General features: G+C 38.5%; 13 protein-coding genes and 2 riboswitches. Of the genes, 7 read left to right on the forward strand and 6 right to left on the reverse strand.

Annotated features, from left to right (window positions below; all coding sequences use genetic code 11):
• Positions 1–1,356: DHA2 family efflux MFS transporter permease subunit (locus BMSHG_RS26250; protein ID WP_019155156.1), on the forward strand; the 1,356-nt coding region annotated here is incomplete at its 5' end.
• A 486-nt stretch (positions 1,357–1,842) separates the two neighbouring features.
• On the opposite strand, the gene BMSHG_RS26255 is transcribed toward BMSHG_RS26250, so the two are convergent.
• The 5 genes from BMSHG_RS26255 to BMSHG_RS14465 form a co-directional block, all read right to left on the reverse strand.
• A complete protein-coding gene (locus BMSHG_RS26255; RefSeq protein ID WP_019155157.1) occupies positions 1,843–2,280 on the reverse strand; it encodes a DUF4362 domain-containing protein in 438 nt (145 codons plus the stop codon).
• Positions 2,258–2,950, reverse strand: a complete 693-nt coding sequence (locus tag BMSHG_RS14450) for a Type 1 glutamine amidotransferase-like domain-containing protein (RefSeq protein WP_019155158.1) — start codon at positions 2,948–2,950, stop codon at positions 2,258–2,260. The genes BMSHG_RS26255 and BMSHG_RS14450 overlap by 23 nt, the downstream gene beginning before the upstream one ends.
• Positions 2,951–2,967: 17 nt before the next feature.
• Positions 2,968–3,387, reverse strand: coding sequence for a FosM family fosfomycin resistance protein (fosM, locus tag BMSHG_RS14455; protein ID WP_019155159.1), 420 nt, complete (start codon positions 3,385–3,387; stop codon positions 2,968–2,970).
• A 116-nt stretch (positions 3,388–3,503) separates the two neighbouring features.
• On the reverse strand, positions 3,504–4,646 hold the full coding sequence (locus BMSHG_RS14460) for a glycerate kinase family protein (RefSeq protein WP_019155160.1): 1,143 nt from the start codon (positions 4,644–4,646) through the stop codon (positions 3,504–3,506).
• A 20-nt stretch (positions 4,647–4,666) separates the two neighbouring features.
• Positions 4,667–5,290, reverse strand: a complete 624-nt coding sequence (locus BMSHG_RS14465; protein ID WP_019155161.1) for an NUDIX hydrolase — start codon at positions 5,288–5,290, stop codon at positions 4,667–4,669.
• Positions 5,291–5,493: 203 nt separating this feature from the next.
• On the opposite strand from BMSHG_RS14465, the gene BMSHG_RS14470 reads away from it, so the two are divergent.
• On the forward strand, positions 5,494–6,375 hold the full coding sequence (locus BMSHG_RS14470; protein WP_026073470.1) for a helix-turn-helix domain-containing protein: 882 nt from the start codon (positions 5,494–5,496) through the stop codon (positions 6,373–6,375).
• Positions 6,372–6,638 (forward strand): hypothetical protein, encoded by a 267-nt coding sequence (locus BMSHG_RS14475; RefSeq protein WP_019155163.1) that lies wholly within the window; start codon positions 6,372–6,374, stop codon positions 6,636–6,638. The genes BMSHG_RS14470 and BMSHG_RS14475 overlap by 4 nt, the downstream gene beginning before the upstream one ends.
• A 135-nt stretch (positions 6,639–6,773) precedes the next feature.
• Here the strand turns inward: BMSHG_RS14475 and BMSHG_RS14480 are convergent, their stop codons facing one another.
• Complete coding sequence (locus BMSHG_RS14480; protein ID WP_019155164.1) at positions 6,774–7,199, reverse strand: hypothetical protein; 426 nt, start codon at positions 7,197–7,199, stop codon at positions 6,774–6,776.
• Between the two features lie 173 nt (positions 7,200–7,372).
• Positions 7,373–7,473, forward strand: a riboswitch (SAM riboswitch).
• An 81-nt stretch (positions 7,474–7,554) separates the two neighbouring features.
• Positions 7,555–7,657, forward strand: a riboswitch (SAM riboswitch).
• 251 nt (positions 7,658–7,908) lie between these two features.
• Between BMSHG_RS14480 and BMSHG_RS14485 the strand changes: the two genes are divergently transcribed.
• The 4 genes from BMSHG_RS14485 to BMSHG_RS14500 are packed head-to-tail and all read left to right on the forward strand — an operon-like array spanning position 7,909 to position 11,666.
• Positions 7,909–8,940, forward strand: coding sequence for a methionine ABC transporter ATP-binding protein (locus BMSHG_RS14485; protein ID WP_019155165.1), 1,032 nt, complete (start codon positions 7,909–7,911; stop codon positions 8,938–8,940).
• On the forward strand, positions 8,930–9,580 hold the full coding sequence (locus tag BMSHG_RS14490; protein WP_019155166.1) for a methionine ABC transporter permease: 651 nt from the start codon (positions 8,930–8,932) through the stop codon (positions 9,578–9,580). The genes BMSHG_RS14485 and BMSHG_RS14490 overlap by 11 nt, the downstream gene beginning before the upstream one ends.
• A gap of 18 nt (positions 9,581–9,598) precedes the next feature.
• Entirely contained in the window at positions 9,599–10,429 is an 831-nt protein-coding gene (locus tag BMSHG_RS14495) for a MetQ/NlpA family ABC transporter substrate-binding protein (protein ID WP_019155167.1), read from the forward strand.
• Positions 10,430–10,460: 31 nt separating this feature from the next.
• On the forward strand, positions 10,461–11,666 hold the full coding sequence (locus tag BMSHG_RS14500; protein ID WP_019155168.1) for a M20 family metallopeptidase: 1,206 nt from the start codon (positions 10,461–10,463) through the stop codon (positions 11,664–11,666).
• The last annotated feature ends 228 nt before the right edge of the window (positions 11,667–11,894 follow it).

Here is an 11,894-nt window from a genome sequence, read left to right on the forward strand (position 1 = left end):
GCTTTACCAGATTTAATGGTTCAATTTGAGGTATCACCTACAACGGTGCAATGGCTTGCAACTGGATTTATGTTGGTCAATGGGATCCTTATCCCCGTTACTGCTTTTTTAATGAAACGATTTACGACCCGCCAATTATTCATCGCTTCTATGCTCTTTTTATTAGTTGGAACTTTATTAAATGCAATCGCACCGAACTTTGCCATTCTTTTAACAGGAAGACTTGTTCAAGCAGCAGGTGCTGGAATTATCATGCCATTATTAATGATGGTTGTGCTTGTTGTTTTTCCTGAAAATGGCCGAGGTACTGCGATGGGACTTATTGGTTTGGTGATGATTTTCGCTCCAGCAATCGGTCCAACTTTAGCAGGATTTGTTATCGAACACTACTCTTGGCGTTGGATTTTCATCGGGATGTTTCCCCTTGTAGTGATCGTCATTGCTTTATCATTTAAATATCTCGTAAATGTTTCTGAAACATCTAAAGCCAAAACCGACATCATTGGAATCATGTATTCTACGATTGGATTTGGTGTCATATTATATGGTTTTAGTAGTGCGGGGACAAAAAGTTGGGGAAATCCACTAGTATTATCTTGTTTGCTTATTGGAGCTATCTTCATTGTTCTTTTCTGTCATCGTCAGCTAGTATCAACTGATCCGATGCTCGATTTACGTGTGTTCAAAGAAAGAATGTTCACGATGACCTCCTTGATTAATGTTTTTCTAACGATCGTCATGTATGCAGATTTGATTTTACTACCGATGTATTTACAAACTAGTAGAGGATTTTCCGTATTAGATACAGGCTTACTTTTACTACCAGGTGCCCTTATCAATGCCCTTATGTCTCCAGTAACAGGGCGATTGTTTGATAAATTTGGCGCCAAGCCTTTAGCAATTATCGGACTACTTTTCGTCATCCCATCTGTATGGGAAGTAACCCATTTAAGTGATTCAACAGGCTACACCTTTTTGATGGTTCGAACGATTTTCCTACGTATTGGGCTTTCCTTCTTAACCATGCCGATAACAGGTGCTGGCTTGAATGCTCTTCCGAAGCATCTCAACGCTCACGGCTCAGCTGTAACCAACACTGTGCGTCAAATAGCTGGAGCAATCGGGACAGCTTTAGTCATTACAATTATGACAACGAAAACCACTAGCCATACAACTGAGCTAATGTCTGCTGATCCAACCATGTCCCAAGCGCAGGTTTTAAAAGACGCGTCTATTATGGGTATAAGCGACGCCTATATGTTCACCATGATTTTAAGTATCATCGCACTCCTATTAACATTGGTGATGCCAAATAAAAATCAGTCTACGAAGGAACAAGCAAAAACTTCTAACTAGAGAGAAAAGAGGCTGGGTCAAATAGTCGCTGGTCACGACTTTTGGATTCTAGTTTGGAGTGGATAAAATCCCTCGCAGTTGGCGTATCGGTATGTTGAAAAAATAACAGGAAAAATTCCGCTTAATGAGCCACCATCATGAAAAAGAGCCGAAATAACAGGAGAAATTCCTGCTATTCCCTCGAAAAATGCCAAAATAAACGTTTTCGCCCTTCATAAGCGGAAAATCTTCCGTTATTTCTCCTAAAAAGGACTCCGTTGAGGAGATAACAGGAAAAATTCCGCTTAAGGGTGAGAGATGGTTGGAGTGAAATTGGGTCTTTTTAGACAAAGCGCAAATCGATTGGATTCTTGAAGGCCCATTTGCGTCTCACTCGATTTTTTGTACGAGGAACATCGAAGGTAGAGAACGAAATGGGCCTTGCGTTAATACAAAAAAATAGAGAAAGGTGAATTTGAAGTTAGTTATCCCCCAGCCCTCTTTAAATTAATTACGTATGGTTAAAACTGTATTCATTCGATTCGTCTCTTCACATCCTCTTAATTCATAGTCAATTTGGTCATTATTTTCTTTTGCTACAATGAATTTACAGGTAGTGGTATCAACATTTCCGGAACCAAATTCATCATGTCTCGTATCAATTGTTGAGAGCAACTCTTCCCCATCAAATTGAAGCTCATGCAGTAGAGGATCTCCTTCGATTGTGTACGTAACAATTCTAATCTCATCCTCAAATCCTTGATTGACATTCTCTACAAATCTTTCAAAAATGGCTAAATTCGTTATATCTCCATGGCTATTGACGATATCTGTGGATGACAGTTTGTATTCACATCCCACTAAAAGAAGTACAAACATTACGATCAGCCAATTTCTTTTCATGAGATTATACCATAACCCTTTAACCCAAATAATTTGTCTCAAGCACTGCCTCCACCACTTCTTCTTCAACAGATAGACGATACGCTTTCGCATTTGCTCTTGAACTGACAATTGTTTCTAGTTCTTGTCCAATATAATGCAGGGCCACACCATCATCGGCTGCAATTCCACCTTGAATTCGCTTTGAACCGACTAGTTCCTGATAAGATGGTTTTCGATCTGCTTCCCCATCGTAATGAGGACAATTACTTCCTTTTAAAAAACCTAAGCAATTAATGGGTTCAAGCACGTCGCCATATGAATCGGTCACACCTTCTTCAAACCAACAAATTGAGCCTGCACTAATACCCGCTAGCAAAATGCCTTCTTCCCAGGCCGTTTTCAAAATGGAATCCACCCCCCACTCTTTCCACAAGGCTAATAGATTTTTTGTACTTCCTCCACCTACATAGATAATGTCTTTTTCCAAGACATAACTTTCTAAATCTCTTGTAGGAGGTCTAAACAAAGAGAGATGGGAAGGTTGACAGGCTTGTTTTTCAAAGAATTCATAATATCTATTCATATAGTTTTCCGAGTCTCCACTAGCAGTAGGTACAAAACAAATTTTCGGGTTCGTTTTTCCCGACTGCTTAAGAATATAGGAATCTAACAACGGATTGTCCGGTTCCATCGAAAATCCTCCGCCACCTAGTGCAATAATTTGTCTCATCTTATTAGCTCCCTTCGTTAATCGAAAAATTCCATATATTGTTTGTCTTGCTTATAATAATCCAACCGGTCTTGCAATGTCCCGGTATGAAACTCAAATTTATGCCCATCGGGATCGGTAAAATATATGGACTTTTTATCCCTATCATCACGAGGCCTACCTGGCAAAATATGTACCTGTAAGCTCTGAAGCTTTTTATAGATGTGTTCAAAGTCTCTCTCTTCAATGGAAAAAGCAATATGAGTATACGATTGCTTAATTTCATTTCGCGGGATATCCTTTTCCACATTTAAAGCGAGCCATATGCCATTCAAATCAAAATATGCAGTGCTTCTTCCCTTTACTAATAATTTCGCATCAAATACTTTTTTATAAAATTCAATGGATTGGTCCAAATTCGATACTGAAAATAATAAATGATTGATTCCTTTTATCAACAACTCATCCACCTACTTCTTTGTTCTAGTTATCTTATTCGTTATCCCTTATCCAATCCCTTTATAATAAAATCATCCTTTTTCTACAGAGAAAGGATGGCATGTTGTTCGCTTCTTTATTTACTTGCAACTCCCCATACACGTCCTATCTGCTCAGCTGTCCTCCGCAAATTTTCCCTCGTAACATCTGGAGCCATCGCCACATCTAAAGAAACTGGCCCACTGACAATCGTAAAATATGCTGTAATTCCTGAGTCATACAAGGAAGGGTTTCCATCCGTAACATCTCCTGCAAGAGCAATGACTGGAATGTTTCCCTTTTGAGCAAGTTGAGCAATTCCCGCTGGTGCCTTTCCCATGGAGGTCTGGCCATCAAGTTTCCCTTCGCCGGTAATCACTAAATCAACAGCAGAAAGTCTTTCTTCTAGCTTAGTAACATCTAGTATTAACTGTACTCCTGATTGTAATTGACCTTTCAACAATCCAGCAAAAGTAGCCCCCAATCCTCCTGCTGCCCCTGCACCTGTAATGCTTTGAAGGTCAATTCCAGTCTGTTCGATGATGACATTAGCAAAATGACGTAAACCTTCGTCCAATTCATCGACCATTTCTGGCGTGGCGCCTTTTTGCGGACCATAAATATAGGCAGCCCCATTTGTTCCATATAAAGGGTTATTCACATCACAAGCTACACGAAATGTTACCTCTTTCACTTGATCTGGGATCTTACTTGAATCCATCCTCGTGATCCTTTTTAACTCACCGCCACCAAAACCGATGGACTCTCCTTCCTGATCGAAAAATTGATAGCCAAGGGCTTGGAGCATCCCTACTCCTGCATCATTCGTGGCACTCCCACCAAGACCGATGATAAAATCCCGGCAACCTTTTTGGAGCGCATCTAAAATCAGTTCCCCCACCCCATATGTGGTCGTAAGTTTCGGATTCAGCTCTTCCCTCGAGAGTATAGGAAGACCGCAAGCTTCTGCCACTTCGATCACCGCTGTTTCTAACCCACCTAAAATTCCATACTTTGCCGTCACTGGTTTTCCTAATGGACCTGTTACAACGGCTTCAACAAACTGACCATGAGTTGCTTGGACTAGTGCTTCAACTGTACCTTCTCCACCGTCGGCTACTGGGACAGTTTCGATCATAAAATTTGGATTGGCTTGCAATAACCCTTTTTCAATTGCTTTGTTTGCTTCAATTGATGAAAGACTTCCTTTTAACGAATCCATGGCAATTAATATATTCATATGAACCCCCTCTAGTCAATCTAATTAAGCCTTTCTTGTATTCTTTCAACAACTTCTTGATAAAAAGAGTTTTCATGAGGGACGAATTGTTCTTTGCCGACTTTTTCTTCTATCTTGACCTTATTTCCTTCTTTATCGATTCGAAACCCTCTTAAATTAATCATATTCCTTTTATCAAACCATAACTCACTAAATTCTTTAAATTCCACTAACATTAATCCAGCAACTTCTTCTACTTGGAGGGTAAAGTCACCTAGGCGATTTTTACTTTTATACAAGAAAACATTGGCAAATTCTTTATCGATTAGTTCGCCATCAACAACAGAATAATTCAAAATCCCTAGAGAAATTAACTCTTCAAATGAAACAGCAATTCCAATTTCCTCTTTGATTTCCCTTACGCCATCTTCAACACTTTCATTAGCCAATAAATGTCCTGCGGCCGTTATGTCCAAGAGATTCGGATAGTCTTTTTTCTGCTCACTACGAAGCTGCAAATATAGATAGTCTTTCCCTTCGATTTTTGTCACAAACCAGCAATGAAAGGTCTCATGCCAGTAGCCGTATTTATGGACATCCTCTCGTGAAGCAACCCCAATCTCCTTTCTATCTTCGTCAAATATTTTAAAATGTTCTTGTTCCATACTTAACCTCCAATGACTTTTTCCGATTCTTCCTTTACTATGATTATAGCCCATAAATTGGTATTATTTATGATAAATAATAGTTTCATTGATAACACTAAGCAGTTACTTTCTAGTAAGAAACAGCCGAAAATATGTTATAAATTAGCAATTTACATCAAAAACTTCTATTCTAAATTGCTTACAATAATTGTGAGGTGAGTATGATGTATAGCGAAATAACTAAGAACACCATTAGTCTTTTAGAAGAGGGGTTACTAGATGATTATCAGTTAAGTGATTATGCAAAAAAAATCGGGTATTCCAAGTTTCATTTATTACGTATTTTTAAAGAAGAAACGGGATTGACCATAAGTGAATACATTCGAAAACGGAGATTAGCAATTGCAGCAATGTATTTATTATACTCGGATGAATCCATCCTTCAGATTGCACTGGAATTACAGTATCAGTCACAAGAAGCATTCACTCGTTCTTTTAAAGAGCTATATAAAATGCCACCGGGAAAATACCGTAAATTGATGCGGTCACTTCAAAACTTAGGGGAGGATAATAATATGGGTGAGTCAACAATTAAAGGTTGGATATTAAGTGGATCCCAGCCTTACAATTATGAGATGAAAGCGGATGGAAAAGTTTTTCATACCGGCTCAAAGTCAGGTTTGCTTTGTTCAAAAACAGCAGTGGGGGAAGACCAATTTGCAACAATGATGCAAAGTTTTTCATCAGATAGATGGAAAGGAAAACGTATAAAACTTACTTGTTTCTTAAAGACTGAAAATGTTCAAAAATGTGGAATGTGGTGCCGTATAGACAATCACTCAGGTGATGTTATTCAGTTTGACAATATGGAAAACAGAGCCATTTCCGGAACCAATGATTGGAACTTATATTCAATCGTATTAGACATCCCAGAAGAAAGTTTTTCTATTCACTTTGGAATCCTTTTAACAGGCGCAGGAAAAGTATGGGTTGATGATTTTAAATTTAATGAAGTGGATTTATCAGTTCCATCAACCAATATCCTTAATCAAGACGATCAATTACCTTTAGAGCCAATTAACTTAGGATTTGATGAAGTGTGATTATTTTTGACATCGTAGTTGATTTGTTTTTAGCCGTCTATACTTCATTAGGTTTCGGAACAAAAGAGTATAAAATAAATACAAAAATAGAGAAACTAGGGAAAGAATATCCTGAAGTTTTAGAATTGTATCATCAACATCAAAAGAAATTTGAAACAGATGATTCTCTAAGTACATTGGTTCTTAAATTAAATTTGAAAAACCCATGTGAAAAGAGAACTTTCGTCTCGACAATCCATGAACAATTTAACCTCAATAAATAATAACTATAGCTTAGCAAGATATAAATCGATTAGGTTTTTCTTGCAACGTTGAGACTGTAATAAAAATCATTGAAACGGAACTAGCTTTATACTATCTCAGGCTAGATCCGTTTCTCCAGAAGTACTCTTCTTTTATTATTCCGAAAGAATTAACTCTCTTAGCTTATTAGTCATTTGTGGCGACGTTTCATAGGCGACTGTTTCATCGGTGATATATTTCATGATACTCGGCTCATCTTCTCCCCCAAGCCACAAGTGAATCGCATGAGTAGGATATCCCTCTTCATATTCCACCATCACATCATAATCAGGCGGGGATTCAACGCTTTTTGATTTTTCAACTGCCGTAGTAATAGCTTTTTCAAATATGCGGATAGATTCTTTATCTTGAAAAGACAACTTAATATCTAAATTCATATCTCCAAATCCTTCAGACTCGGAAATCACAACACCAGAAACATTTTCGTCTAAAAGAACCATTGTCTCACCGGAATTTGGTTGGCATGCCACTAAAAAAATTCCCATAAACACGATAAACCCTATAAAGTATACTATTTTCATATTCTTCTCTCTTTTCTCAATTTGTTAAAAATATTCTATCACACGGAACTCATTTTTCGTTAGTCATATCAGGCATTTGCACGTATTTATACAATTTTCATCAAAAAAACGTTTGACTTCTTTTGTCTTATGCGATAAATTAATAAACAAGTTAAATAACCGAATAGAAACACTTCTTATCAAGAGAGGTTGAGGGACTGGCCCGATGACACCTCGGCAGCGGAATCATTTGATTCTGTGCCAAATCCAGCAAGCAAAGCTTGAAAGATGAGAAGAGGACGGACTTGTTTCGTAATTTACCCTCTTCTGACTTTTAAGAAGAGGGTTTTTATTTGGAAAAACTTAATATGTACATTTCTTATCAAGAGAGGTTGAGGGACTGGCCCGATGACACCTCGGCAGCGGAATAGTTGATTCTGTGCCAAATCCAGCAAGCAAGTTAGCTTGAAAGATAAGAAGAGAATCCTGTTTGATTTCACATGGATATGCCCTCTTCTTTCTTCAAGAAGAGGGCTTTTTATTTGGCTGTTTCCTTGGTATGACCCTAGTGCCAGCCATTCCGACCATATTGGGTGTGCGGTATGCATAATGTCAGTAGCTCTTTTCTGGTTTTTCAATCGAATATTGTGTTTAAATCCGCATTTTATCACTTTAATATGGTCCAAAAGCAAAAGAGCTTTGTATTTACACGAAAAAGGAGATGAACATCATGATAGAGTTTCAGAATTTAAGAAAGGTTTATGAAAGTGGCGGTCAACAGGTCACTGCATTGGACGGGATTGATTTAACAATCCATAAAGGAGAAATATTTGGGGTAATCGGCTTCAGTGGCGCTGGAAAAAGTTCTTTAATCCGCTGTGTGAACTTACTGGAACGCCCGACTTCAGGGAAGGTCATTGTCGATGGACATGAACTCACCTCACTGCCAGTAAAGAAAATCCGTGAAATCAAGAAAAATATCGGAATGGTTTTCCAGCATTTTAATCTTTTAAATTCAAAAACAGTTTTTGCTAATGTGGCGATGCCGCTTACACTTGCAAAGGTAGATAAAGCTCAAATAAAAAAACGGGTTCACGAGTTACTGGAGTTTGTTGGATTAGCGGATAAAGCAGATTATTATCCAGACCAGCTTTCAGGAGGACAAAAACAACGAGTCGGAATTGCAAGAGCACTTGCTACACAGCCATCCATCCTCCTTTGCGATGAGGCTACTTCCGCATTAGACCCGCAGACGACGAGCTCAATCTTGCAGCTTTTGAAAAAAATTAATCAGGAGTACAAGATTACGATTTTAATCATCACGCATGAAATGGCTGTAATTCGAGAAATTTGCGACAAGGTTGCTGTAATCGAAGGTGGAAAAATCATTGAAGAAGGTTCGGTATTTGATGTCTTTTCTGCTCCGAAGACGACAACAGCACGTAATTTTGTCAGTACCGTTATGAATGATCAGCTTCCGAATTCTATTAATGAACTGATTCAAAAGCAAACTGGTTCTCAAAGAATTTATCGTATTAACTTTGTTGGGAAATCTGCTGGGCAGCCTCTTCTTTCTGAATTGGCTAAAAAGTTTGATGTACATCTCAACGTCCTTTTTGGAAATATCACCGAGTTACAAGGAATCCCTTTTGGAAACCTCATTGTCGAATTCCAAGGAGAGGACAAAGAAGTATTGCGAGCCTTAACGTATATCAACGAGAAGAAAATCAGCATTAAGGAAGTGAGTGCATATGCTAGTTAATTCAGAACAGATTATCGAAGCGTTAATAGAAACGATTCAAATGGTTGCCTTCTCCCTCTTGTTTTCAATCCTACTAGGATTACCACTTGGGATATTACTAGTCGTTACAAGAAAAGGGCATTTAATTGAAAACCTTACAATTTTTAATGTACTAAATGGAATCATTAATATTTTCCGCTCTGTCCCATTCATCATTTTATTAGTAGCGATGATTCCAGTAACAAGATTCATCGTCGGGACATCAATTGGTACAACAGCAGCCATCGTCCCTCTCGTATTCTATGCTGGACCGTATATTGCCAGATTAGTAGAGAATTCATTATTGGAAGTTGAGCCAGGCGTAATTGAAGCCGCAGAAGCAATGGGAGCAACACCTTGGCAGATCATTACAAAATTTCTTTTACCAGAAGCATTAAGCTCACTTGTCCTAGCCCTCACAATTGCCACAATCGGGCTTGTTGGTGCATCAGCAATGGCGGGAGCTGTCGGTGGCGGTGGAATTGGAGACTTAGCCATTACATATGGTTATCAACGTTTTGACACTATTACCATGATTATTACAGTAGCAATATTAATCGTCATCGTTCAAGGTCTACAGTCATTCGGCAATATTGCGGCAAAAAAAATTAGAAGAAGATAACTCGAGGAGGAAAACAACATGAAAAAACGATTACTATCGATCATTTTACTTGTATTGGCAGTATTTACAGCAGGATGTTCATTTGACAGCACACAAGGAAAAGAAATAACAAAAGTAAAGCTTGGAATTAGTGGAACAGACACACGCATTTGGGATTTCATTTCTAAAAAAGCTGAAAAAGAAGGAATTGACATCGAGCTCGTAAAGTTCTCTGATTACGTTGCACCAAATACAGCTCTAGCTGAAGGAGAATTGGATGTCAATGCATTCCAAACAGTTGCTTATTTTGACGTATTCATTAAAGAACATAATCTTGACTTAGTACCGATTGCGACAACGGTTTTAGCCCCAATGGGAATTTATTCTGAGAAATATGAAGATGTAAAAGACATTCCAGAAGGTTCAAAAATTGCCCTGCCTAACGATGCATCCAACCAAGGACGCGCCTTACTTTTATTACAAGAAGCTGGATTAATTGGTTTACCTGAAGATTTTGATCCGAATGGAAATGTCAATCAAGTAACTGACAACCCAAAGAACTTAGAATTGATTGAAGTCGTTCCTGCTCAAACACCAAGAGTATTGCCAGACGTTGCAGCTTCATTAATCAATAATGGAATTGCTCAAGATGCAGGACTTAAACCACTATCAGATGCCATTTATTATGAAGGTGAAACAGCCACTCCATACATTAATATCATTGCTGTAAGAGCAGAAGACAAAGAGGATAAAATCCTTAATCGCATCGCCGAACTTTATCAAGAAGAAGATACTGCTAAATTTATTGAAGAAGAATATGACGGAAATTTACTTCCAACCTTTGTGCCTTTAAGCAATATTGGCTGGTAAAAAATTTATTCAAAATTGAGGAGGAATCACAATGACTACACTTGTTGAATCAATTGATATTTTAAAAAAGGGAATTATCGAAAATGTAGAGAACAATAAAGAATTATATATTGAAACGAGCCACAAAATTCACGAGAGACCGGAAATCGGGAATGAAGAATTCTACGCCTCTTCCCTTTTAACAGACATTCTCGAAAAAGAGGGTTTTGAAGTTGAGAAAGCTGTAGCCGGACATGAAACTTCTTTTATTGCTCGAAAAAAATCGCTAAAACCTGGTCCTTCGATCGCTTTCCTTGCTGAATATGACGCCCTTCCTGGTATCGGCCATGCATGCGGACATAATATTATTGGAACAACAAGTGTTGCTGCTGCCATTGCGTTAAGTAAAGTATTAGATGCAACTGGCGGTGAGGCAGTCGTTTTTGGAACCCCTGCTGAAGAAGGCGGACCAAACGGCAGTGCAAAGGGAAGTTTTGTGAAACACGGGTTAGTAGAAGACATTGATGCAGCAATAATGGTACATCCAAACAGCGAGACCCGATTAACAAGTTCGTCACTAGCCGTAGATCCCCTTGATTTTGAATATATTGGAAAACCTGCTCATGCTGCTGCCTCTCCACACGAAGGAATTAATGCACTTGATGCCGTCATTCAACTCTTTAATGGGATTAATGCGTTAAGACAACAATTGACTGACGATGTACGAATCCACGGCATTATCACTCATGGTGGAGATGCACCAAATATTATTCCTGAATATGCAAAAGCAAGATTTTTCATTCGTGCAGCAACAAGAGCTGGATTAAATGAGGTTACGAGGAAGGTTAAGGCGATCGCAGAAGGAGCAGCCCTTGCTACAGGAGCACAGCTAAACATTATCGCCTTTCAAAATGAAGTTGATAATCTCCTTCTTAATCGAACATATGATGAGATTTTTAAAGAGGTCGTAGAAGAGTTAGGTGAAACCGTATTTGAAGATCGCAAAGGTATTGGCTCGACCGATGCTGGCAATATCAGCCAAGTCGTTCCAACGATCCATCCCTATATTAAAATCGGTGCCAGTGATCTCATTCCTCATACCGTCCCATTTAGGGAGGCTGCTGCATCACCAAGAGGCGATGAAGCTTTGATTATTGGCGCTAAGGCTCTAGCTTTAACGGCATTAAAACTCATTACGGAACCTGAAACTTTAGCTAGTGTTAAGGAAGAATTTCAGAGAAGAAAACTTGAAGAATAAAAATTACTTTTTTCCTATTTTAACTTTCAAAGGGGACTGTTCCCTTGTAAGAGTAAGACGTTGTCGGGCGAATGATAGAGTATCCATTAGATGGATGCTCTTTTTTTGATCTTATTCTATAAAATAGGTATTTAAGTGACTGAGTAAGAAAGTTTGTATTTATTGAGAGTTTCATGAGGACAAAGTCAGGCGAAATTCAGGAATGTTTGTCCTCATAAGGGGTTCATG

Source organism: Robertmurraya massiliosenegalensis JC6 (genome assembly GCF_000311725.1).
In the GTDB taxonomy this organism is placed as follows: Bacteria; Bacillota; Bacilli; order Bacillales; family Cytobacillaceae; genus Robertmurraya; species Robertmurraya massiliosenegalensis.

Bases quoted from the DNA above. Each gene is read 5' to 3' on its own strand.
- BMSHG_RS14450 (WP_019155158.1), bottom strand. From the start codon at position 2,950: ATGAGACAAATTATTGCACTAGGTGGCGGAGGATTTTCGATGGAACCG.
- BMSHG_RS14460 (WP_019155160.1), bottom strand. From the start codon at position 4,646: ATGAATATATTAATTGCCATGGATTCGTTAAAAGGAAGTCTTTCATCA.
- BMSHG_RS14465 (WP_019155161.1), bottom strand. From the start codon at position 5,290: ATGGAACAAGAACATTTTAAAATATTTGACGAAGATAGAAAGGAGATT.
- BMSHG_RS14470 (WP_026073470.1), top strand. From the start codon at position 5,494: ATGATGTATAGCGAAATAACTAAGAACACCATTAGTCTTTTAGAAGAG.
- BMSHG_RS14480 (WP_019155164.1), bottom strand. From the start codon at position 7,199: ATGAAAATAGTATACTTTATAGGGTTTATCGTGTTTATGGGAATTTTT.
- BMSHG_RS14485 (WP_019155165.1), top strand. From the start codon at position 7,909: ATGATAGAGTTTCAGAATTTAAGAAAGGTTTATGAAAGTGGCGGTCAA.
- BMSHG_RS14490 (WP_019155166.1), top strand. From the start codon at position 8,930: ATGCTAGTTAATTCAGAACAGATTATCGAAGCGTTAATAGAAACGATT.
- BMSHG_RS14495 (WP_019155167.1), top strand. From the start codon at position 9,599: ATGAAAAAACGATTACTATCGATCATTTTACTTGTATTGGCAGTATTT.
- BMSHG_RS14500 (WP_019155168.1), top strand. From the start codon at position 10,461: ATGACTACACTTGTTGAATCAATTGATATTTTAAAAAAGGGAATTATC.